The sequence below is a fragment of the Streptomyces sp. MK37H genome (genome assembly GCF_018035285.1).
GTDB lineage: Bacteria > Actinomycetota > Actinomycetes > Streptomycetales > Streptomycetaceae > Streptomyces > Streptomyces endocoffeicus.
Window position 1 is genome coordinate 1 of the sequence record NZ_JAAAYH010000069.1, and the last position, 21,978, is coordinate 21,978.

17 protein-coding genes are annotated in these 21,978 nt (G+C 71.5%); 7 read left to right on the forward strand and 10 right to left on the reverse strand.

The genetic code is table 11. From position 1 onward, the window contains the following. A partial coding sequence (locus GWI24_RS12970; RefSeq protein ID WP_308343630.1) for an ATP-binding protein occupies positions 1-468 on the forward strand: 468 nt, incomplete at its 5' end. Positions 469-517: 49 nt separating this feature from the next. Here GWI24_RS12970 and GWI24_RS12975 read toward each other — a convergent pair. Next, positions 518-1,306 carry a TetR/AcrR family transcriptional regulator gene (locus GWI24_RS12975; RefSeq protein ID WP_210946104.1) on the reverse strand — a complete coding sequence of 263 codons (789 nt, stop codon included), beginning with the start codon at positions 1,304-1,306 and terminating at the stop codon, positions 518-520. 163 nt (positions 1,307-1,469) lie between these two features. Here GWI24_RS12975 and GWI24_RS12980 point away from each other — a divergent pair, with 163 nt between their 5' ends. Further along, the gene (locus tag GWI24_RS12980) at positions 1,470-2,693 is read left to right on the forward strand and encodes a DUF418 domain-containing protein (RefSeq protein WP_210946105.1); all 1,224 of its coding nucleotides are present in this window, start codon (positions 1,470-1,472) and stop codon (positions 2,691-2,693) included. Between the two features lie 118 nt (positions 2,694-2,811). Here the strand turns inward: GWI24_RS12980 and GWI24_RS12985 are convergent, their stop codons facing one another. Together GWI24_RS12985 and GWI24_RS12990 are read right to left on the reverse strand one after the other, a co-directional pair. Next, positions 2,812-3,330, reverse strand: coding sequence for a lytic polysaccharide monooxygenase auxiliary activity family 9 protein (locus GWI24_RS12985; RefSeq protein WP_210946106.1), 519 nt, complete (start codon positions 3,328-3,330; stop codon positions 2,812-2,814). Positions 3,331-3,720: 390 nt separating this feature from the next. Beyond that, positions 3,721-6,480, reverse strand: a complete 2,760-nt coding sequence (locus GWI24_RS12990) for an FAD/NAD(P)-binding protein (protein ID WP_210946107.1) — start codon at positions 6,478-6,480, stop codon at positions 3,721-3,723. Between the two features lie 214 nt (positions 6,481-6,694). Here GWI24_RS12990 and GWI24_RS12995 point away from each other — a divergent pair, with 214 nt between their 5' ends. After that, positions 6,695-7,159, forward strand: a complete 465-nt coding sequence (locus tag GWI24_RS12995; protein ID WP_210946108.1) for an Rrf2 family transcriptional regulator — start codon at positions 6,695-6,697, stop codon at positions 7,157-7,159. A 121-nt stretch (positions 7,160-7,280) separates the two neighbouring features. Then, on the forward strand, positions 7,281-7,937 hold the full coding sequence (locus GWI24_RS13000) for a maleylpyruvate isomerase N-terminal domain-containing protein (RefSeq protein WP_210946109.1): 657 nt from the start codon (positions 7,281-7,283) through the stop codon (positions 7,935-7,937). Positions 7,938-7,973: 36 nt separating this feature from the next. Here the strand turns inward: GWI24_RS13000 and GWI24_RS13005 are convergent, their stop codons facing one another. Together GWI24_RS13005 and GWI24_RS13010 are read right to left on the reverse strand one after the other, a co-directional pair. Further along, on the reverse strand, positions 7,974-11,726 hold the full coding sequence (locus GWI24_RS13005) for a CHAT domain-containing protein (protein WP_247616281.1): 3,753 nt from the start codon (positions 11,724-11,726) through the stop codon (positions 7,974-7,976). A 95-nt stretch (positions 11,727-11,821) separates the two neighbouring features. Continuing rightward, on the reverse strand, positions 11,822-12,262 hold the full coding sequence (locus GWI24_RS13010) for a PPOX class F420-dependent oxidoreductase (RefSeq protein WP_210946111.1): 441 nt from the start codon (positions 12,260-12,262) through the stop codon (positions 11,822-11,824). Between the two features lie 119 nt (positions 12,263-12,381). Between GWI24_RS13010 and GWI24_RS13015 the strand changes: the two genes are divergently transcribed. Then, complete coding sequence (locus GWI24_RS13015; protein ID WP_210946112.1) at positions 12,382-13,359, forward strand: MsnO8 family LLM class oxidoreductase; 978 nt, start codon at positions 12,382-12,384, stop codon at positions 13,357-13,359. Positions 13,360-13,509: 150 nt separating this feature from the next. Beyond that, the gene (locus tag GWI24_RS13020) at positions 13,510-15,030 is read left to right on the forward strand and encodes a sulfatase (protein WP_210946113.1); all 1,521 of its coding nucleotides are present in this window, start codon (positions 13,510-13,512) and stop codon (positions 15,028-15,030) included. 37 nt (positions 15,031-15,067) lie between these two features. Here GWI24_RS13020 and GWI24_RS13025 read toward each other — a convergent pair whose 3' ends face one another. Both GWI24_RS13025 and GWI24_RS13030 read right to left on the reverse strand, forming a co-directional pair. Further along, positions 15,068-15,628 (reverse strand): YceI family protein, encoded by a 561-nt coding sequence (locus GWI24_RS13025; RefSeq protein ID WP_210946114.1) that lies wholly within the window; start codon positions 15,626-15,628, stop codon positions 15,068-15,070. 10 nt (positions 15,629-15,638) lie between these two features. Then, the gene (locus GWI24_RS13030) at positions 15,639-17,618 is read right to left on the reverse strand and encodes an aconitate hydratase (protein ID WP_210946115.1); all 1,980 of its coding nucleotides are present in this window, start codon (positions 17,616-17,618) and stop codon (positions 15,639-15,641) included. Positions 17,619-17,746: 128 nt separating this feature from the next. Between GWI24_RS13030 and GWI24_RS13035 the strand changes: the two genes are divergently transcribed. Continuing rightward, positions 17,747-19,075, forward strand: coding sequence for a family 43 glycosylhydrolase (locus GWI24_RS13035; RefSeq protein ID WP_210946116.1), 1,329 nt, complete (start codon positions 17,747-17,749; stop codon positions 19,073-19,075). Between the two features lie 519 nt (positions 19,076-19,594). Here the strand turns inward: GWI24_RS13035 and ppk2 are convergent. Genes ppk2 through GWI24_RS13050 form a run of 3 tightly spaced genes read right to left on the reverse strand, consistent with a single transcriptional unit; the run spans position 19,595 to position 21,966 of the window. Continuing rightward, complete coding sequence (gene ppk2 / locus GWI24_RS13040; protein WP_210946117.1) at positions 19,595-20,530, reverse strand: polyphosphate kinase 2; 936 nt, start codon at positions 20,528-20,530, stop codon at positions 19,595-19,597. Positions 20,531-20,550: 20 nt separating this feature from the next. Then, positions 20,551-20,784 carry a hypothetical protein gene (locus tag GWI24_RS13045; RefSeq protein ID WP_210946118.1) on the reverse strand — a complete coding sequence of 78 codons (234 nt, stop codon included), beginning with the start codon at positions 20,782-20,784 and terminating at the stop codon, positions 20,551-20,553. Positions 20,785-20,811: 27 nt separating this feature from the next. Beyond that, positions 20,812-21,966: an inorganic phosphate transporter gene (locus GWI24_RS13050; RefSeq protein ID WP_210946119.1), complete on the reverse strand. Its 1,155-nt coding sequence runs from the start codon at positions 21,964-21,966 to the stop codon at positions 20,812-20,814. Positions 21,967-21,978: the final 12 nt, after the last annotated feature.

Consider the following 21,978-nt stretch of genomic DNA (forward strand, 5'->3'; position numbering starts at 1 on the left):
GTCATGCACACCGCCACGGCCCAGCGGACGGCCACCACGCCGTCCGCGGTGCGGGAGACCCTGGAATGCCGCCCCGAAGCCGCCGCGCACGCACGACATCTCACCAGCACCTTTCTGGAAGGCCTGCGTCCGGCGCCCGATCAGGGCGCCGCCGACGCGGTGATGCTGGTCGTCTCGGAGCTGGTCACCAATGCCGTACGGCACTCGGGCGGCCGGTTCTGCTCACTGCGCGTGTCGGCCGACCCTGACGCCATCACCATCGCCGTCGGCGATGCCAGCCGCGTACCGCCGCACCGGCGCTCTCCGGATGTGCGCGGCGAGGGCGGCGGATTCGGCTGGCCGATGATCAGCGGCCTGGCCACGGCCACGACCGTCCGTGAGGAGCCCGGGGGCAAGACCGTGACCGCGATCATCGCCCGGAGAGGACGGGTGCCGGGGCGTGCCACCACCGCCCCGACACCGAGTTGACCCTCTCCCCGTGCCCTCGCCTGACGTCATCGCCTCCTGCCGTCCCGTTCTAGCCCGTCCCCGTCCCCGTCCGCGCGCGGTCGACGGCCACGGCGATCCCGTCGAGGACGCGTTCGAGGCCGAAGACGAAGTCATGGTCGGTCGCCGGATCGTCGTACGCCCCCTCGGGCGCCGCCTCGAACAGGCCCGACGAGAACAGCAGCGCCACCTGCGGAAAGCGGTCCGGGGTGATGAGCCGCGCCAGGGTCCTGCCGTAGGCCCGCTCGGTCTCCTCCTGGCTCAGTCCCGTTTCGCTCCTGCCCTGCGCGTGTTCCTGGGACAGCAGGGAGGCGTGGCGCACATAGCCGCTGAGCAGGGTCAGACTCCCGACCTTCGCGGCCCAGTCCAGTTCCGTGCCGCTCAGCGCGCTCAGGCCCGCTTCCATCCAGGCGATCTCATGAGGCCCCATCGGCGGTCCCGCGATGGGGAGGCGGGGGAGCCACGGGCGGTCGTGGTGGACCAGCCGCTGGGCGACGGTCCACCGCCGTAGCCCCTCTCGCCACCGGTCCGGCGCGGTCTCGACCTCGGGCGGAGGGCCGAGGGCCAGGTCCCGCATGAGGACGAGGAGCTCGTCCTTGGACCCCACATGGCGGTAGAGGGACATCGGGGAGACGCCCAGCTCCTTCGCGATCTTCGGCAGCGTCGCGCCCGCCAGCCCATCGCGGTCCGCCAGTTCCACCCCCGTCCGCACCACGCGCTCGGTGTCGAGCGCGGCGGGCCGGCCGAGGCCCGAGGCCGAGACCGGGAGCCTCCACAGGCGGGCCAGCTCGGCGGGTGCCTCCTCCTGCTCGGCCGACATGGCGCTTCTCCTTCTCGTACCTCGGTTGCTCACCAGGTACATCATGGCCTACCGCTACTTAGTATCCGACATATAGATTATGCCTTATACTAAGCCGGGCACCGAGGGCTCGCCCATGCCCGTTGCCCGCTGGGCCCTCATGTCAGGACGGAGAGAGATCCAGGTGACAGCCATAACGCAGTCCCATGCCCCGGGCCCCGCACGGGGCCCTGTCCGCCGGACCGAACGGGCCCTGGCCCCCGATCTGGCGCGGGGCTCCATGCTGCTGTTCATCGCGCTCGCGAACGCCGCGGTGGCCGCCTTCGGCAACCAGCCGGGCGCCGAGGCGTCGCCACACGGCTGGGAACGCCCGTTCAACCTCGCCATGTTCGTCTTCGTGCACGCCCGCGCCTATCCGATGTTCGCCGTGATGTTCGGCTACGGGCTGGTGCAGCTCACCCGCAGACAGGACGCGGAGGGGTCCGGGCCCGGTGCGGCCCGCTCGGTGCTGCTGAAGCGCAACGCATGGCTCATCGCCTTCGGTCTCGTCCATGCCGCGTTGCTCAACTTTGGTGATTTCCTGGGGGCCTACGGCATCGTCGGCATCGTCTTCACCCTGCTGCTCCTGCGCCGCGGCGGACGTGTGCAGCGTGTCGTGCTGTGGCTCTGGGGGTGCACGGTGGTGTATGCCGCCGCCCTGGGTGCCGCGGCCGTGTACCGCGCCACGCACAGCGGCCCGGGGTCCGCCGCCGTGCCGACGGACGATGTCGATTCGCTCTCGGCCCCCGACTACCTCACGTCCGTGGCCGACCGGCTCGGCGAGTGGCCGATCCACACGCTGAGCGTGCTGCCGTTCATCGTGATCGTCTGGCTTGGGGCGTGGGCCGCGCGGCGTGGCGTCCTGGAGGACCCGGCCCGCCACCGGCGGCTGCTGGTCCGCACCGCCGTGGTCGCACTCGGCATAGCCTTCGCGGGCGGGGTGCCGATCGGCCTGGTCAGCGGCGGATTCGTACATGTCGACGACGCCACCGCGGACGCGTTCCTGAGCCTGTACGAAGTGAGCGGCCAGTTCGGCGGCCCGGGATATGTGGCGCTCTTCGGGCTCCTCGCCCTGCGTCTGTCGAAGGCCCGCTCCGCCTCGGGGCGGAAGCTTCCCGTGGAGGCGCTGGCGGCTCTCGGCCAGCGGTCGCTGAGCGGCTATCTGTTCCAGTCCCTCGCGTGGGTGGTGCTGCTCTCCCCGTTCGCCCTCGCGCTCGGGGAGCGGACCGGCAGCCCGACGCTCGCCGCGTGCCTGAGCGCCGTCCTGGTCTGGCTCGCCACGGTGGCCGGGGCCTATCTCCTGCAGCGCCGGTCGCTTCCGGGGCCCGCCGAAAAGCTGCTGCGGAGGCTTACATACGGCCCCCGGTAGCCGAGCGCCATGCGCACTGTGCACGCGGTGGCGACGCCGAAGGCCGGCCGCCTCAGGGGCGACCGGCCTTCGGTGTTCAATCGCCTGCGTTCACCCGCCTGCGTTCACCCGCTCGCGTTCAGCCGCCGATGTTCACATCGATGCAGGCGTAGAAGGCGTTGGAGGTGTCCGCGATGTTCCAGACCGCCAGAACCTTCTGCTTGCCCTTCAGGCCGCCGAAGTCCACCTGATGGGTGACGGTCTCGCCCGGCTGCGCCCCGCCGTCGTTGATCTCCGCGACCTTCTGGCCGCCGACGAAGTACTGCCAGGTGTTGGTCGCGTGACGTGCGGTCAGTTTCCAGGTGAAGCTGGCCTTGGACGGGACGGGGGTGACCGCCCAGCCCTTGCTGTCGTCGTCGAGCTCGGCGAACCTCGAGTTGCCGGCGCTGCAGTTCGTCAGCCCCTTGGGACCTTCGACGCTCTGCGGCTCGTATTTGATGTCGCCGCAGGGCACGGTCCCGGCCGCACACTGGGCCTGGCGGCTCGGCGGGGTGGAGATGTAGCCGTGCGCGCTCGCCTCGCTCGCGGGGAGGCTCAGAGCGATCAGGGGGGCTATCCCCGCGCCGACGACAACCGCCAACTTTCGTTTCATGTTCATGCCAACTCCTTCGCGGCGAGGCCCCACGCCAGACGGGAAGTCCTTGCCGAAGGTGAGGATGTGGGGGGATGTGGGGGGTGGCTGCACGGAACGCTTCATGGGCCGCAAGGGGCGGCCGTGAATCAGCGCCGCACTAGGTCTAGACCATACCGTCTGTCCGTTCACGGTCAAGACATGAGACGGAAGTGGTCTGGTCCACTGTCATCCCCACACATGTCACCGCCCCGGCCCGGGAATCCGGGCCGGGGCGCCCGGCAGTCGGAACGGGAACGTGGTCAGGGCTACCGGGTGTCCGGCGGACCACGCGGCGGACCACGCGGCGGAGCCGCATATCGATGCCGCGGGAAGCGGCGGGAAGGGGAGCGGCCCGCCGCAGGCGTCACAGTGCGGTCAGGAGGACAGGGCCGTCAGCCGTCGCCGGTCGTGGGGAGAGGAACGGCGGTCCAGCCGCTCCTCCAGACGATCCCGGGCCGCCTCGCACCGGCCCGCGGACACCAGCGCGTACAGCAGTGCCTCCTCCACGATCTCGCGCTGTGCGGCGCTGCCGCCCACACCGGGGAGCCGTGGCAGGAGACGCTCCAATCCGCGTGCCGCGTCGGTCCAGCGCTCTTCCAGGATGTCCTCGAACGCCGCGCACAGCGGCGCGATGACACTTCGCTGCACCTCGTCGGCGCGCAGGGCGTGGACCCGCAGCCGCCGCAGCCCGGGCAGGTCGTCCGCCGCGGTGAGGGCGATGGCGGAGTGCAGGGCGACGAACGCGGTGGCCGGACGCTCCAGAACGTCGGCGGGTGCCGTGTCCAGGACGTCGCCGATCGGGAACGGGCCCTGCCACGCGCCCGCCAGCCGGGCGCGCCACAGCAGGGAGCCGGAGTCGACCAGGGCGCGGACCCCGTACACCTTCCCGGGCGACAGCTGCTCCGCCCACCGGCGGCGGACCGCCGCCGTGTCCTCGAGGGCGAGTTCGTGGAGGGCTGCGTGCCAGGAGAAGTGGGCGCGGTGTGTTCCGCCCCGGCCCTGGTGCGCCAGCCATCGTTCGAGTCGCTCGCGGCCCGCCCGGTGGTCGCCGGACTCGTAGTGCACATGGGCGAGGGCGTGCATGGCGTGGCCGGAGGCGGGTTCGGCGGCCAGGGCCCGCTCGGCCAGGACTCCGGCCTCGTCGTAACGCCCCTGCTCCTGGCGCATGAAGGCGAGCAGGGAGGTGTGGAACCAGCCTTCCCCGTGCGCCGGGGCGGTGCGCTCGACCACGCGGAGCGCGGTGGCGCCGTCGAGATCGCGCAGACCGGAGAAGGCGATGGTGGGCACGGCGACGGCGAGCGCCAGCGCGTCACCCGGGTACTTCTCCAAGTGGCGCAGGAGGGCGGCGTCGCCGTCCGTGGGCGGGTGGAGGACGCGGCGGGAGACGACGTCCACGAAGGAGCGTTCATAGTCGTCGGCGCGCTCGCGCACCGCGCGCCGGGCGTCGGCCAGGGCGCGGGAGACGTCCACATCGGCCCCGCACTCATGGCCGATGAGCGCGAGCGCGGCGTGGCCGAGGGCGAATCCGGGGTCGAGCGCCACGGAGCGGCGGAGCGCCTGCGCGGCCCCGGTCCGGACCTTCAGCAGCCGGTCCACGCCGAGGCGGTAGGCGGTGGCGGCGGCCGCGTGGGTGCTGAGGGGGAAGCCCGAGGTGTCCGTTGGCCGACGTGTGCGGCGCCGGGCGGGGCCGCCGGTGGCGGGGAGTGCGGGGGCCGTCCACGGGTCGAGGACGGCCCCGGCGATGGTGGCGGCCTGTGCCCGGATCTCCGGGATGGCGGTGGTTTCCCACAACTCGCCACGGCGGGGCGCGCCGAGGGTCCACAGGGGGCGTGTGGTGCCGCCGTCCGCGTCACGCAGCCGTCCGTGGTCGGTGGCGACGCCCATGCTGAGCGGGCCGGGTATCGCGGCGCCCTGGTCGAGCAGGCTCCGCCACAGCGGGTCGGCCGTGCCGGAGAGCCGCAGACCCGGCCCCGTACAGTCCACCACCCAGCCGACGGGCAGCGTGCGCAGGCCGTCGGCGGTGGTGAGGGAGACCGTCAGGGAGCCGTCGGGCCGGGCCGAGGCGGAGGCGAGCCGCCCCTGATACGTCCGCATCCGCCGGGTGCGGCACATGCGCCCGACCGCCTCGGCGGTGGCCGGGGGCATGCGATGGCGGTGGGTGTTCCAGAGGGAGCCGTCCTGCTCCACGAACTCGGCCCGTTCCGCGGTGGACATCGATGCCCAGATCTCGGCCGTGACCGGGCGCAGCCCGTCCACCGCGGGCCGCCAGTCGCCGTGGGTGCGCATGACGCGGCCGATGTGCTGACGTACCGCGGCCCGCAGCGCGGCCAGGGAAAGACCGTGCAGTGGCGTCGCACACGTGGCGGCGGGAAGCGGGTCCACCGCATGCGCCTGCGGCAGCCTTCCGCCACGGGACACGCTGTGCACCGTGCGGCCGGGGCGGTCGAGCGTCATGGCGATGTCCACCGAGGTCAGCCCGGTGCCGACGAGGAGTACATCCTCCTTCTGCCCGTCCTGGAGGGCGGCGTCCAGGGCGCCCGGCGCCCAGGGGTCGGCGATGAAGCGGTCACTGCCACGCAGGTCCTCGGGGGCCCAGCCGGCGGTGGGGCGGGACGGCCCGGTGGCCAGCACCACGCGGTGCGCCTCGACGGTACGGCCGTCGGCGAGCTCCAGCCGGGCCCGCGGGTCCCCGCCGGGGAGAGTGGTCCAGTGGCAGCCGGTGGCCCGGGTGCGCAGTCGGCGGACGGTGACGACGCCCTGCGCCGCCATGATGGCTCGGCCGAGGGTGTCGGCGAGGTAGGCGCCGTAGCGGTAGCGCTCCGCGAAGTCGCCGCTCCGCACGCCCGGTTCGCCGTGGTGGCACAGCCACCGCACGAAGTGTCCGGGATCGTCGGGGTAGCAGCTCATCTTGCCGGCCGGCACATTGAGGCGGTGGCGCGGGTCGAGAGTGGAGTAGGCGATGCCGCGGCCGGCCTCCGGGGCCGGGTCGATCAGCAGGAGTTCGAACGGGACACGGCGGCGTGCCGCGGTCTCGCAGAGCTGGATCGCCACCAGCGCGCCGGCGGCCCCCGCCCCCACGACGGCGACGGTCCTCGTACACGGCCCTGACGTGCTACACGGCTCTGGCGATGCCATGTGATACCTCCTGCTTCCCCGGAACCGGCGGCGGAGCAGAACCGATGCCCCGCTCACGCAACCGGTACCGTAGCCATCTAAGTTCACCAATTCAATGAACTTGGTGAACTCATGGCGGAACAACGAGCCGCCCTTGGCGCCACCAGGGTGGATACCCAAGCCGGTGGTATGGGGACCGACCCCATGAAACGGACGTGCGTGATAACTTGCCCTGGTGCGGATCACAGCCAAGTCGGACTATGCCGTCCGGGCGATGGCCGAACTGGCGGCCGCGGAGGGCTCACCCCTGACCGCCGAACAGGTGGCGACCCGGCAGGACATTCCCCTGCGTTTCCTCTTCGGCATCCTGCGCGAGCTGCGCCTGGCCCACCTGGTGCGCAGTGTGCGGGGCCCGGAAGGCGGATATCTGCTGGCGCGCCCGGCGAAGGAGATCACCCTCGCCGACGCGATCCGCGCCATCGACGGCCCGCTGGCCAATGTGCGGGACGTGGGCCTCAGCGGTCTGGAGTACCCCGGAGCGGCCGCAGTGCTGCCCGATGTGTGGCGCGCGGTGCGGGCGAGTCTGCGGCAGGTGCTGGAGAAGACCACCTTCGCGGATCTGGCCGCCGGTGAACTGCCCCCGCTGGTCCAGGAGCGGGCGCGCGAATACCTCGACGACGTACGCCACTACGACGGGTGAGGGGCCGGGGCCGACGGCATCGGCGCCCCACCAATTCCCCACTCCCGGACCCGAGTTGGGCGTTCGCGGGGCGGGGATGAATTCGGTCGCGGGCCGGGCGGCGCGCTGCTAGCTTGCTGCCGTGGATCTCTTCTCACGCTCGTGGACGGCCTTGCGCACGGCGGTCGCCGAGCTCCCGGACGAGGACTTCGCACGGCCCTCCGGCTGTGCCGGCTGGCTCGTACGGGACCTGGTGTGCCACCTGGTCATCGACGCTCAGGACGTCCTGATCACCCTGGCGACCCCCACCGACGCGGAACCGACACGCGACGCGGTGACCTACTGGGAAGTGGCCGACGCGCCGCCGACCGGCGACGACCCGCTCGACGCGCTGATCGTCCGGCTGGCCGCCGCGTACGAGGACCCGTGGCTGCTGAAGTTCCACCTCGACGACGTGGGCTCCGCCGCCGGGCGCGCGGCCGGGCTCGCCGACCCGGCCCTCAGGGTCAGCACCCGCGATGTGGTGCTCACCGCGGGCGACTACCTCTCCGCGTACGTCATGGAGTGGACCCTGCACCATCTCGACCTGATCGCCCACCTCCCCAGCGCGGCGGACCCTCCCGCCGAGAGCCTCGCCGGGGCGCGCGGGATGCTGGAGAGGATCGCCGGGGCGGCGTTCCCCGCGTCGTGGTCCGACAAGGACACACTGCTGGTCGGCACCGGGCGACGGGCCCCGACCGCCGAGGAGCAGGCCGGCCTCGGCGACCTGGCCGCCAGGCTCCCGCTCGTCCTCGGATAGCCCTCCGGCCGGACGGCGCAGGGCGCGGAGCTGGGATCAGTGGGTGTCCCGGGCCGCCGGGTTGCCCTGGTGGGTGAAGGCGGCCCAGAAGTGGATGTGGTCGAGGTCGGTGCGGGTGGCCTCGCCGCGGAGTTCGCCGCGGAGGGTGGGCGGGGGCTCACGGCGCGGGTCGAGCATCCAGAGCTGGGCGGCGCGCAGGGCGTCCACCGGGGCGAGGCCGTGTGCGGTGACGAAGTCGTGGAAGACGGCCATCATCAGGGCCGTCGGGGCGTCGTTCACGGCCCAGCGCGAGCCGATGACATCGGCCGCGCCACGGGCGACCAGGGCGGTGGACAGGGTCAGGGCCTCGTCGTGGTCGCGGGTGCTCAGATCCGTCTCGCAGGCGCTGAGCACAACCAACGGGCCTGCCCCGCCCGGCTGTTCGGTGGCCGCGCCGTCCAGGATGCGGGCCACGGTCAGGCGTCCGGCGTCCTCGGGTCCGGTGGGCGGGGCGGCGAGCCAGAGTGCCGAGCGCGTGGGGTCCGGACCGGCCAGGGCATGGCAGCAGATGTGCAGAACGGCCACCGGTGAGCCGCCACCGGGCAGGGCGGCGAGGATGTCCTCGGGTGTCCCCGGCGCGTCGCTGACGCCGGCCGTGGGGAACTCGCCGTAGCGGAGGCCGTCGGGGTAGCAGGCCGTGTGCAGCGCCTCCGCCTCGATCTCGGCCCATACGAGGCTGAGTTCGGGGTCGGCGACCAGGACCTGCCCGGCGGTGGTGGGCAGCCGGTCCCGGGGCGCGGCCCGCAGGAACTCGGCGCCGGAGGGTGCGTAGCTGAGCACCGCTTCCTCGCAGGCGTACCGGTACTCGCGCCCGTCGGTCCCGTACGGGGTGCGGGCCGCGTGCCAGGCGACCGCGCCGAGTGGCCCGCACGGCACCAGCACGATCCTGGGCGGCTGGTGGAGCGGGCCCACGGCGGCCAGGACGGGGCCCATCGCGGCGGGCCAGGCCCAGTCGCACAGCTCGCGCAATGCCGCTTGCCACTGCCCGTCCCACTCCGTCCGACGGCCCGGGTCGGCCGTGGCGTCGGCGGCTGCCCCGGAACGCCGGGCGGTGACGTCGAGGTAGCGCTCCAGTGGCGGGCTGCCGGGGGTCAGCAACGGCAGCTTCAGGACGGCGTCGCCGGTGCCAGAGCGCAGGATCAGGGCGAAGCCGGGCATGCCGGGGGCCTGCCCGGGGACCAGGTAGACGAGCGCATCGGCACCGGCGGCGGTGAGCCCGGCCCTCAGCGTCGGCACGTCCGGGGGGTCGAGCAGCTTCCGGGCGTCCGCACCGCTGCCCGCGCCCAGCGCTTCAAGTGCCCTGCGGCGGAGGCCGCCCGGGATCCGCGGGCCGGTGGCCCAGCCCGGAAGGGCAGCCGCGGTGTCGGGCTGGAGCGGGCTCGCGGCGACCCCGGCGCGCCACTGGCGGGCCAGGTCCGGGTGTCCCCGGGCTTCGAGGATCTCGGGCATGCCACGGGACGCGGCACCGGCCCGCAGCACCAGGGCCCGGCCCAGTTCCAGCGCGTGCACCGCCTTGGCCGGACGGCCGGACACAGTGCTCCAGTAGGCCAGCCACAGCGCCTGTGCCGACCCGAAGCGGGCCACGGCCAGGCCGTGTTCGGAGCCGGGCTGGAGGAGGACGTCCGAGGACAGCCTGACCAGCGCCTCGCCTCTGGCGGCGAGTCCGGCCACCCGGTCCTCGTCGACGCGCGGCCCGCCGCGCGAGCGGCGGAGCCAGTGGGCTTCGGACAGCTGTGTCAGGGCGTCGGCGGTGTGCGGCAAGCCGTCTCCTCCGACGATCAGCTCGCGGACCCGGGACAACTCGGCGATGCTCAGGTCGAGCAGGTCCGGGTCGTCGAGGTGGCGGGCCGTGTGCAGCAGGGCCCGGCCGAGCTGGTAGCGCAGCCGGAGTTCCTCGTGGGGGGTGGGCTGCGGTCCCTCGATGGTCCGGTGGACCTCCTCGATGGCCGCGTCGGCCGCGTCCCTGCTGGGTTCGATCGTCATCAGCTGGAGCAGTGCGGAGATGCGCACGGCCGGGAAGTACGGCGCGAGCAGGGGCGCGAGCTGCCGCGGGTCGGTCGCCACCACCTCCCTCAGATACCGGGCCGCGGCGCGGAATCCGGCCTGGTCCTGATTGCGGGCGGCCTGCTCCCGGTGGACCTCGGCCAGGGTGGCGGCGAGGGCGAAGCGGTTCTCCTGGTCGGGCGGCAGGGTGGCGTACAGGTCGGTCAGCTCCTCGACCAGGCGCGGCAGCACGGTGAAGTCCCCGCTGCGGCGGGCCAGAGCCAGCTCATGCTGGCAGGCGGACACCACCACGGTGAGCGTGCTCGTGGACGACGGTGAGCCCTCGCGCTCGTGAGCGGCGCGCACCTCCCTGGCCAGGGTCAGGGCGGCGTCGGCGGCCTGGAGGCTGCCCCCGAGCGTCGCCACCGCGTCCAGACGCCCGGCCATGCCGGAGGCCAGGGCACGGCGGGCGGCGGCCCCCTCGCCGTCCTCGGACAATGAGTCGACGATCTCCCGGATCCGGCCGACGCTCGTCTCCAGGTGCGCCAGATCGCCGGTCTGGGAGACCCGTACGGAATCGACCAGAGTGGCCAGCCGCTGCTCCATACCGACGTACCCCGGGGCGCCGGGACGGTCGGCGGGGTCGGGCCCCGGCTCCGCCATGGCCTCGTCCAGCTCGTCGAAGTCCATCATGCCGGGCACCAGGAGGTTGGCCCACACCAGCAGGACGGCGTGCAGCCTGGCGACGCGGGCTCGTTCGGGCTTGTGTGCTGGCAGCTCCCGCAGCGCCCGCCGGGCGACGTCCGCGCCGCGCCGGACCTCCTGGGCCAGTGCCCGGGGGTCGCCCTCGCCCGACCCGAGCCCGGTCAGCAGCTCGCGCAGCGGGGCGAGGCCCGGCCCGTCCAGGCCCAGGGCCGCCACTTCCGCGTCGGCCTCCTCGGGGGAGTTCGTGGGCCGGCCCACGGCCATGTACAGCCACACCACGAGCTCGGTCAACCGCGGTATGTCGTCGGAGGCCCAGCCCAGCACGCCCTGGACGGCGTCGGCCAGCGGGTCCTCGGCACATTCCCCGGGTTCCACTTCATCGGGCGACTCCGTGGCGATCGGCGAACTCCCCCCGGGCGGGGCGCAGAAGCCGGAGGAGGAAGAGGACGAGGACGAGGACCGCGCCGGCTCGATCTCCGACGCGAGGAACCCGAGGATCCCGCGCATGTCCGGATCTTCCGGGCCGGCGGTGAGGCGCTTCAGAACCTCCCTGGCCTCCGCCAGGTCATCCCGTGGCGATGCGGTCGGCGGCCGCGGACCGGAGGCCCGGAGCAGCGGCTTCCGGCGGGGGCCATGGCGCCACGCGCGCAAGGCCCGTGCGCAGTGCTCCGGGACGAGCAGCTGGAGCAGCGCGCTCCGGGCCTTCACCGCGAACGGGTCGGTGAGCGGTCTGGTGCGGTCGGCCCAGCGCAGATGGCGCAGGGCATGCTCCCGTTCGAGCCGGGCTTCCTCGGACGTGTCGTCCGTCCCGCGGCCGACGAACCGCATGCACACCATGACGCCCAGCAAGGGCACGAAGCGGTCCCGGAGCGGATCGTCCGCGGGCAACAGCCGCTCGATGGCGGCAAGATGCTCGATCGTCCGGGACAGCGCGACGGGCCGCGCCGGGTCGTCCGCCGCGCGACGCAACACGTCCTGGGCCTGGCGGGCCGCGACGGTGGCCCACACGCGCAGCGCCCGCGCACCGTCCTCGCCGTCGTCGCGGCGCCGTTCCTCGTCCAATCCGCACTCCCCCGATGTCCGGATACATCCCCTGCCGACCAGCATCCCACGGAGAGGAAGGGACGGTCCCCGATCGAGTGGCCGCGGGGGCGTTCTCAGGCGTCCGGCAGCACCCCCGGCCGGAACTTCTCGACACCCACGACGCGGTGGACATGGTGCGGCTCGATGTAGACCGCCACCCGCACCTCGCCGGGGGCCAGCCAGGGGAATGTCTCCGTGCCCAGGTACTTCTGCGCGAGACGGTCCATCACCCGTACGGCCGGATCGCCCTCGACGAAGCGGACGGCGCTGCCCCGGATCTCCACCCGGTGATACGGGTCCTCGGTGTCCATGCAGCACAGCGACACGCGGGGATCACGCCGGAGGTTCTCCTCCTTGACCCGGCCCGCCGAGGTGTTGATCACCACCAGGCCGTCCTCCAGATCGGCCCACATCGGCGTCAACTGCGGCGAACCGTCCGGGTTCAGCGTGGCCACCTGCCAGAACCGGGGTTCCCGAAGCCAGGTGCGTGTGATGTCGTCCAGCGTGGCAGCCATGCGGTCTCGCTCCTCTTTCCTAGGCCAAACCGTCAACGCATACCCTGACCACCGGGGTTCCGAACACCCGGGGTCGGGGAACCGCTGCCTCACACCACCGGACTCCGTATGCTCACAGCATGATCGATGTGCCGCTCTCCGCGCTGGAAGTCGCCATGGTCCAGGCTGGTACGCGAGCCGTGGACACGTTACGTGACACCACCGCCTTCGCCCAGCGTCTCGACGCTCTCGGCTACCGCCGACTCTGGTACGCCGAGCACCACCACTCCCCCGCCATCGGCGCGTTCCCACCCGTGGTGCTGACCGCCCACGCGGCCGCGTCGACCTCGGCCATCCGCCTGGGCTCCGGAGGCGTACTGGCCCCCAACCACGCCCCCATCATGCTGGCGGAGCAGTTCGGCACCCTCGCCGCGCTGCACCCCGACCGGATCGACCTGGGCATCGGCCGCGGTCCCGGCACCTTCGACGAGGCCACGGCCCGGGCGCTGCGGCGTGGCGCCGGTCCGACGACGGACGACGAGTACCGGGACGATGTGGCGGCGACGCTGCGGTTCCTGGTCGAGGAGGTGGCGCTCGGCACGCTCCCGGAGCCGTGGCTGCTGGCCTCCAGCGAGGCCGGTGCGGCGCTCGCCGCGCTGCTCGGCCTGCCCATGGCCTTCGCCCATCACATCCGCCCCGACAACACCCTTGCCGCGCTCGACCACTACCGTGCGCACTTCTCCCCCTCCCCGTGGTGCGAGAGCCCCCGTGTGCTGGTGTGCGTGGAAACCATCTGCGCCGAGACCGAGGACGAGGCCACATGGCTGGCGGGCCCGATGAACGTCGTCAAGGCCGGGCTCCTCAAGGGGCACAGCGAGGCCCCGTTCCCCTCGCCCGAAGAGGCGTCGGCACACCCCTTCACCGCGGAGGAGCGGGCGGGGGTCGCGGCGTTCGGGGCCCATCAGGCGTACGGCACGCCCGAGACGGTCCTGCGGCGGCTGACGGAGGTGGCGAAGGCGACGGGCGCGGAGGAGCTGATGCTGGTCACACCGGTCTACGCGCTGGACGCCCGGCTGCGCAGTTACGAACTCGTCAAACAGCACGCCGCCACGCCGTAGGCGACGAGGCCACCGCGCTGATCGGACCAGCTCACGGCAGGCGCCCCGGGCCGCTCATGGCCCGGGGCGCCGGTGTCTCACAAGAATCGCACAAAGCCGCCTCCTACGGTTCCCGGCGACGAAGACGCACAACTCGTAGGAGGTTGCGCCATGTTCGGCAGTCGCCGTCCACGTGTCCTCGCCGCCCTGTGTGCGGCCCTGGCCGTCGCGATGTTGGCCTCGTGCAACAACAGAATGGGGAACACGGCCGAAGGTGCCACCTCTGACACCGACGCCTCGCGTTCCGGTACGAAGCCCAACATCGTGTACGTCCTCACCGACGACCTGGCATGGAATCTCGTGAAGTACATGCCGCACGTACAGGAGATGCAGAAGAAGGGGATGACCTTCAGTAACTTCTTCGCCACCGACTCGCTGTGCTGCCCGTCGCGTACGTCCATACTCACCGGTCAATTCCCGCACAACACCGGTGTCTTCACCAACAGCGGCGACGACGGCGGCTACCGCGCCTTTCTGAAGAACGGCAACGAAAAGAAGACCTTCGGGCCCGCGATGCAACGCGCCGGCTACCGCACCGGGTTCATGGGCAAGTACCTCAACGGATACCAGCCGGGCGACAAGAACGGCACCGACAAGCCCTATGTGCCCGCCGGCTGGGACGAGTGGGACGTCGCCGGGGAGGGCTACCATGAGTACAACTACGAGCTGAACGAGAACGGCAAGGTCGTGCCCTATGGCAAGGCCCCCCAGGACTATCTGACGGACGTCCTGTCGAAGAAGGCCACCTCGTTCATCGGCTCCTCGGCGGAAGAGAAGAAGCCGTTCATGCTGGAGGTGGCCACGTTCGCACCGCACGGCCCCTACACACCCGCGCCGCGCGACAAGGGCAAGTTCCCGGGGCTCAAGGCTCCGCAGACCGATGCCTATGACAAGGCGACCCTTAACGCGCCGGAATGGCAGCGCTCATTGTCACCGCTGACGTCGAAGGAGCAGAAGGGGATCGACCGGAATTTCGCCAAGCGAGCGCGCTCGGTCCAGGCGGTCGACGACATGATCGGGCAACTGGAGAAGACGCTCGAGGACAAGGGCCTGGCGGACAACACCTATATCGTGTTCGGGTCGGACAACGGCTTCCACATGGGCGAACACCGGCTCCGCACCGGAAAGCAGACCGCCTACGACACCGATATCAACGTGCCGCTGATGGTCACCGGACCCGATGTTCCGGCGGGTAAGAAGGTGTCCCAGCTCGCCGAGAACGTCGACCTCAACCCGACCTTCCTGGACCTCGCGGGCGTGGACCCGCCGTCGACCGTGGACGGGCGCAGCCTGGGCGACCTGATGCACGGCCGGACCGAGGACGAGTGGCGTGATGCCGTCCTGGTCGAGCACCATCGCGCGGCGTCCAAGAAGGGCGATCCCGACGCAGCGCCTAAGAACGCGGGCGACCCGCCGACCTACGCGGCGATGCGCACCGATGACTCCCTCTATGTCGAATACACCGATGGAGAGCGGGAGTTCTACGATCTTGACTCCGACCCCGAGCAGCTGACCAACCGGGCGGCGTCCCTCTCGGCCGAGCAACGGGCCGCCCTGCATCGCACCCTCACCGCGCTCCAGCGGTGCAAGGGCGCGGAGAGCTGCCAGGACGCGTCCCGGACCGACAGCTAGCGGCATCCCTCGGGCGAACCCCTGGCGTGGCGGACCCTCAACGGCCCGCCACGCCGGGGCATATGAACTCCACCCGGACCTCGTCGGCCAGCTTCAACGCGCCCAGGAACGCGGTGTACGGCTTGATGCCCCAGGTGGACTGGGTGAAGGACGCCGAGCCGCGCAGCGTTCCGTCCGGATCGGCGCTTCCGCGCACCGTCACCGGGTGGGTCCGGCCCTTGATGGTGAGGTCGCCCGTGATCTCGAAGGACTGAGGCGTACCGGTGATGTGGGTGGAGCCGAAGGTGATCGTGGGGTGCTCCGCGGTGTGCAGTTGCCCCTTGCCCTCCAGCGTCCGCTTGATGTCGGCGCGGTCGCCGTCGGTGAGTGGCTTCAGGCCGCCGGTCGCCTCCCGTACGTCCAGCGAGTCCGTCTCGATCGTCACGCTCACCGACGACCGCTCAGGGGCGCCGACGGCAACCGTCACGTCCCCGGACCAGCGGGTGGCCTCGATCGTCAGATCGTGCCCCGCCCTCCGGCCGAGCCCGGTACGGCTGGTCCTGATCAGCAGCCGGGCGTCCGGCGGGCCTATCCGATACGTTCCGTCGCTCAGTGTCATAGCACTCACCTCAGGGTGCGAGAGCCGGGATGATACCGCCCGCGAGCACCGCTTCCCGCTGCCGGGGCGAGAGGCGGTGGCGGACGGTGTACTCCTCGTCCCGGGTCGCGTTGCGGACGCGGAGTGTCGGTTCGCCGCCCGGGGCGAGGGCCTCGCGCAGACCGGACATATGCAGCCGGTCGTCGGGGCCGACGCGGTCGTAGTCGGCGGGATCCTCGAATTCGAGCGGCAGCACACCGAAGTTGACCAGGTTCTGCCAGTGGATGCGGGCGTAGGACTTGGCGATGACGGCTCGCAGTCCGAGGTAGCGCGGGGCGATGGCGGCGTGTTCGCGGGACGAGCCCTGGCCGTAGTTCGCACCGGCGACGATGAGATGCCCGGTGTCCTCCCGGACCGCCTCGGCGCGCCGCGGGTAGTCGGGGTCCAGTCGGATGAGGGTGAATCCCGCCAGCTTGGGGATGTTGGAGCGGTAGGGCAGGGCGTCCGCCCCGGCCGGGGAGATCTCGTCGGTCGAGACATCGTCACCGGCCTTGAGGAGGACGGGGCCGTGAATGCTGTCCGGCAGCGGATCCAGCTCCGGCAGTGCGGAAATGTTGGGGCCGCGTACCAGCTGGACGCGCGCGGCCTCGTCCGGTGGCAGCGGTGGTTCCAGCATGGCGTCGTTGTTCGAGGGCGGGTCGGGGGCCTCCGGCGTGGGAGGGGCCGCCGCCGAGACGCGGTCGGCCCAGTCGCGCGGATCCGCGATGGCGCCGGTCAGCGCGGAGGCCGTGGCGGTCTCCGGTGAGCACAGCCACACCGCGTCGTCCGCGGTGCCGGAGCGACCGGGGAAGTTGCGCGGGAAGGTGCGCAGGGAGTTGCTTCCCGTGGCCGGGGCCTGCCCCATGCCGATGCAGCCCAGACAGCCCGACTGGTGGATACGGGCACCGGCGGCGATCAGGTCGAACGTCGCACCGCTGCGCGTCAGGTCCTGGAGGATCTCGCGGGATGTCGGGTTGATGTCGAAGCTCACCCCGGCCGGGACCTGGCGCCCGGCCACCATGGCCGCCGGGACGGCGAAGTCGCGGAATCCGGGGTTGGCGGAGGAGCCGATGACGGCCTGGGCGATGGGCTCCCCGGCGGCCTCCCTGACCGGCACGACGTTTCCCGGGGACGTGGGCCGTGCGATGAGGGGCTCCAGTGACGACAGGTCGATCTCCTCGTCGAGGTCGTAGGACGCGTCCTCGTCCGCGGTGATCTCGACGAAGTCATCGCCGCGCCCCACCCCGTCGAGGAAGTCGCGCACCGCCCCGTCCGAGGGGAAGACGGTGGTGGTGGCGCCGAGTTCCGCCCCCATGTTGGCGATGACGTGGCGGTCCATCGCGGTGAGGGAGGCCAGCCCGGGTCCGTGGTACTCCAGGACACGATGGACGCCTCCCTGCACCCCGTGACGGCGCAGCAGCTCCAGGATCACGTCCTTGGCGCTGACCCACGGGGGCAGCTCCCCGGTCAGCCGGATGCCCCAGACCTTCGGCATGGTGAGGTGGAGCGGCCGTCCGGCCATGGCGAGCGCCACTTCCAGGCCGCCGGTGCCGATCGCCAGCATGCCCAGGGAACCGGCGGCGCAGGTGTGCGAGTCGGAACCGGCCAGGGTTTTACCGGGGGCGCCGAAGTGGTGCATATGGGTCGGATGGGAGACGCCGTTGCCGGGTTTGGAGAACCACAGGCCGAAGCGGCGGGCGGCCGAGCGCAGGAAGAGATGGTCCTCGGCATTGCGCTCGTCGGCCTGGAGGATGTTGTGGTCGACGTACTGGACGCTGGCCTCGGTACGGACCCGGTCCAGGGCCAGCGCTTCCAGCTCCTGCATCACGAGCGTGCCGGTGGCGTCCTGCGTCAGCGTCTGGTCCACCCGCAGCGCGATCTCCTCCCCCGGCTCCATCCGGCCGGACAACAGATGATCATCGATGAGCCGCTGGGTCACGGTGCCGTGCGCACGGGCACGGGGCAGATCCATGAGCCACCGCCTTTCCGGGCGAAGCGTCCGGACCCTCCGGACGCCCCACATCGGGTACCCGGTCCTCGTCGCGTCATCTTTTTTCCTGGCTCTTGACGAAAATCAGCGGGCCTCCGCATGCTGTGCTCATGCCAACCAGCTCCGAGAACAGGCCGCCCATCCACAGACGCACATTGCTGGCCGGAGTCGCGGGTTCCTTGAGCGTGGCGGCGGGACTGCCCGGCGCCGCCCAGGCATCGCCCCCGGAAGCCGCCGCGATGCGGCGCTACCCGTCGAACTGGCCCGAACCCGACCCCTACGGCCTCGCGGACACCCGCCCGGACCTGTGGCCGCGCGAGGACAACTCCTTCATCCTCCCGCTCGAGCCGCGCCCCCGCGACCGGGAGCGCGGCCTGGTCTGGATGCGGGACACCTACGTCAACTGCTTCGTCGTCGACGGCCGCCCGGTCTACGTGGCCACGGGCACCACCCGCGTGCCCGGGCTCACTGCCGCCGCCCCGTGGAACGACGGCATCTTCGTGTGGGTGGCCCCGTCCCCGCGGGGCCCCTGGAAGCTGGTCGACACGACCGGCATCCGGCCCGGCGCCGAGCGGGGGAAGGTGTGGTCGCCCGAGTTCGTCGGCGAGAACCGGCCCGGACGCACCGTCGTCGCCCCGTGGCAGGAGTACTGGTACGACGAGCGGTTCGGCAAGCGCGGCGAGGTCTGGGCCCCGGAGCTGCACCACTTCCGCGGCACCTGGTACATCGTCGCGTGCATGGGCGACCACTCCCGGAAGGTCGGGTCGTTCCTGCTGGTGAGCGAGGGCGGGATCGAGGGCCCGTACCGGCTCATCCAGGGCAATCACGACAAGCCCTTCGGCGAGCCGTTCATCGGGGGGCCGGATTTCATCGAGCCCGGCGCGTACCACCACATCGACGGCAGCCTCTTCACCGAGGGCGACGACGCGTGGCTCGTGCTGCACAACAACCTGTACGCGAGGTTCCGGGACGACATGGAGGACATCGTCCCGACGAGCGGCCTCCCGACGTTCCGGCAGCGGCCCTACTCCCCCGAGCCGTATCTCGAGGGTGCGTACGTGTTCAAGTACGAGGGCTCGTACTACCTCCTCCAGGCCGCGTGGAACCGGACGTCGGCCAATCCCGACGGCAGCACCCGCTACGCCTACGACCCACCCGGTCCGGGCCGTACGCAATACCACTACGACGCCGTCATCGCCGTCTCGGACCGCTTCGAGGGGCCGTACTCCAAGCGGTGGACCGCGGGTGTCGGCGCCGGCCACAACAACGTCTTCGTGGACCACGGCGGCCGCCTGTGGGCCACGTTCTTCCGCAACCCGAACTTCGGCTACTGGTCCGACCCGTCGCGTATCGCCGACGCCGCCGTGCCCGGTGTCGTCCGGCTGGAGTGGACCGGCCCGGAGGGTCGTCGGCTGTACGTCCGGCGCCGCCGGCGGTGAACGGCGGGCCCGTCGCCCGGGTGGAGGGGCAGGGCGACGGGGGCCGGGCTGTACGCCGTCTCCAGCCCCTCCGCCACCCGCCGGTCCGGCAGCACACTGCTCACCCGGCACCAGGAGCGCGCCGGGGCCACCCCGCACATCTGCCGCAGGATGGCATCCAGCGACTCCACGGCGTGCACGGCCGCGTCCAGCTCCGGCAGCCTTCCAGCTCCTGGAGAGCGGAGCGGGCTGCCGCCCGGCTGACGCCGAAGCGGGCGGCGATCTCGGGCTCGCTGGCGACGCGGACGTCAGTCGGCTGGTCTGCCGTCTCGGCGGCGAGCACCTCGGCAATCTCTGTGTAGCGGCTTCGACTGGGCACCTGGTCTGAACGATGCCGGAGACAACGGGCAGCTTGACCGGACAACCCGGGGCGGTCCGACGCGCCACCGCGCGCCAGGGCCGGGCCCGGGTGTGCGGGCCCGGCCCTGGCGTCCGGCGTCCGTGCGCTCGTCCTCGGTGTGCTCGTCCTCGGTGTGCTCGTCAGCGACCGGTGGCGGTGTCCTCGGTGGCGTGGTCGGTGTCGTTCGTGTCGTCCTCGCCCTCCTCCAGCAGGCCGGCCGCCGCGCCCACGATGCGCGGGTCGGGGGTGCCGACGACCTCCTCGTCCTTGTCCGAGTATTCGAAACGGGCGAGCACACTGCGCATCGCCTCCACGCGCGCCCGCTTCTTGTCGTTGCTCTTGACCACCGTCCAGGGCGCGTACTCCGTGTCCGTCTCGCGGAACATGGCGACCTTCGCGGCGGTGTAGTCGTCCCAGCGGGCCAGCGAGGCGAGGTCCATCGGGCTGAGCTTCCACTGCCGTACGGGGTCCACCTGGCGGATCGTGAAGCGGGTGCGCTGCTCGCTCTGGGACACCGAGAACCAGAACTTCACCAGGTCCACGCCGTCGTCCACGAGCATCCGCTCGAAGAGCGGCGCCTGGCGCATGAAGCGCCGGTACTCGTCCTGCGAGCAGAAGCCCATGACCCGTTCGACACCGGCCCGGTTGTACCAGGACCGGTCGAAGAGCACGATCTCACCCGCGGTCGGCAGATGCTCCACATACCGCTGGAAGTACCACTGGCCACGTTCGCGCTCGGTCGGCTTCTCCAGCGCCACGACCCGCGCGCCACGCGGGTTGAGGTGCTCGGTGAAGCGCTTGATGGTGCCACCCTTGCCGGCCGCGTCCCGACCCTCGAAGACGATGACGAGTCGGCGTCCGGTCGCCTTGATCCAGCTCTGCAGCTTCAGCAGCTCTATCTGCTGCAGCCGCTTGTGCCACTCGTACTCCTTGCGCTCCATGCGGTGCGCGTAGGGATAGTTCTCCCGCCAGGTGTCGACCGGGCTTCCGTCCGGACGGATGAGCACGGGATCGTCGTGGTCGCTGTAGTCGACCGTCAGGTCGGCCAGCTCGGACAGCAAGGGCGGCGTTGTCATGCAGTCCTTCCTTTCCGTTCTCAGTGGAACTGGGGCACGATCAGGTAGATCCCGTAGGCCACCACCGCCGCGCACGCCACGAAGCACAGTCCGGCCTGGGTGAGGCCCAGGGTCGAGCCGGTGCCGTTCGCCTCACGGGCCGCCTCCACGCGGGCGAGGCCCAGGACGCCGAGGGCGAAGACGGTGACCACGGCAATGGTGACGCCGATGCTCACCGCGGTGACCTGGCCGAGTGCGGTCCAGTCGAGATGCATCGTTTTAACTCTCCGGAAATCGAGGGCTTATGCGGCCGTGCCGACCTTGGCCGGCGGCTCGTTGCGGATGGTGACCTCGTGGGCGTCGTTGACGTTCTTCGCGTCCACGGGGTTACGGCGGGAGAGGAGCACGATGCCGGCGGCGAGGGCAGCGCCGATCAGCGCGACGACCGCCGCGCCGAGGTTTCCACCGTTCGTGACCACGCTCGCGGAGACACCACCGACCAGCGCGGCGGCGGGCAGGGTGACCATCCAGGCGATCACCATGCGGCCCGCGACGCCCCAGCGCACCTCCGCCAGCCGCCGGCCGAGGCCCGCGCCGAGGATGCTGCCGGAGGCCACCTGGGTGGTGGACAGGGCGAAGCCGAGGTGGGCGGAGGTGAGGATGACGGTCGTGGAGGCGGTCTCGGCGGCGAAGCCCTGCGGGGACTGGATCTCGGTCAGGCCCTTGCCCATGGTGCGGATGATCCGCCAGCCGCCCAGGTAGGTGCCGAGGCCGATGGCGAGACCCGCGGAGGCGATCACCCACAGCGGCGGACCGGCGTCGTGGCCGAGGGCACCCGTCGAGATCAGGGCCAGCGTGATGACGCCCATGGTCTTCTGTGCGTCGTTGGTGCCGTGTGCAAGGGAGACGAGCGAGGCCGAGGCGATCTGACCGGCCCGGAAGCCCTTGGTCACGGACTTCTTGCGGGCCCGGTCGGTGAGCCGGTACGCGAGGTAGGTGGCCAGCAGCGCGGCGATACCGGCCACGACCGGCGAGGCCACCGCGGGTATCAGAACCTTCTCGACAACCTTGTCAAAGTGCACGCCATGAGAGCCCGCACCCACCCACACGGCCCCGATCAGCCCGCCGAACAGGGCGTGCGACGAGCTCGACGGCAGCCCGACCAGCCAGGTCAGCAGATTCCAGAGGATCGCCCCGACCAGCCCCGCGAAGATCATGCCTGGACTGACCAGGGAGTCGTCGACGATGCCACCGGAGATGGTCTTCGCGACCTCGGTGGACAGGAAGGCACCGACGATATTGAGGATCCCGCTCACCAGAACCGCGGTTCTGGGGGTGAGCGCGCCGGTGGCGATGGAGGTCGCCATCGCGTTGGCCGTGTCATGGAATCCGTTGGTGAAGTCGAAGGCGAGGGCCGTGACGATGACGACCGCCACCAAGAAGGTGATGTGGTCCATTCCTGCATGCAA

Bases quoted from the DNA above. Each gene is read 5' to 3' on its own strand.
- GWI24_RS13035 (WP_210946116.1), top strand. From the start codon at position 17,747: ATGCCAACCAGCTCCGAGAACAGGCCGCCCATCCACAGACGCACATTG.
- GWI24_RS12990 (WP_210946107.1), bottom strand. From the start codon at position 6,480: ATGGCATCGCCAGAGCCGTGTAGCACGTCAGGGCCGTGTACGAGGACC.
- GWI24_RS12975 (WP_210946104.1), bottom strand. From the start codon at position 1,306: ATGTCGGCCGAGCAGGAGGAGGCACCCGCCGAGCTGGCCCGCCTGTGG.
- GWI24_RS13010 (WP_210946111.1), bottom strand. From the start codon at position 12,262: ATGGCTGCCACGCTGGACGACATCACACGCACCTGGCTTCGGGAACCC.
- GWI24_RS13025 (WP_210946114.1), bottom strand. From the start codon at position 15,628: ATGACACTGAGCGACGGAACGTATCGGATAGGCCCGCCGGACGCCCGG.
- GWI24_RS13045 (WP_210946118.1), bottom strand. From the start codon at position 20,784: ATGCATCTCGACTGGACCGCACTCGGCCAGGTCACCGCGGTGAGCATC.
- GWI24_RS13050 (WP_210946119.1), bottom strand. From the start codon at position 21,966: ATGGACCACATCACCTTCTTGGTGGCGGTCGTCATCGTCACGGCCCTC.
- ppk2 (WP_210946117.1), bottom strand. From the start codon at position 20,530: ATGACAACGCCGCCCTTGCTGTCCGAGCTGGCCGACCTGACGGTCGAC.
- GWI24_RS13020 (WP_210946113.1), top strand. From the start codon at position 13,510: ATGTTCGGCAGTCGCCGTCCACGTGTCCTCGCCGCCCTGTGTGCGGCC.
- GWI24_RS12985 (WP_210946106.1), bottom strand. From the start codon at position 3,330: ATGAACATGAAACGAAAGTTGGCGGTTGTCGTCGGCGCGGGGATAGCC.
- GWI24_RS13030 (WP_210946115.1), bottom strand. From the start codon at position 17,618: ATGGATCTGCCCCGTGCCCGTGCGCACGGCACCGTGACCCAGCGGCTC.
- GWI24_RS13015 (WP_210946112.1), top strand. From the start codon at position 12,382: ATGATCGATGTGCCGCTCTCCGCGCTGGAAGTCGCCATGGTCCAGGCT.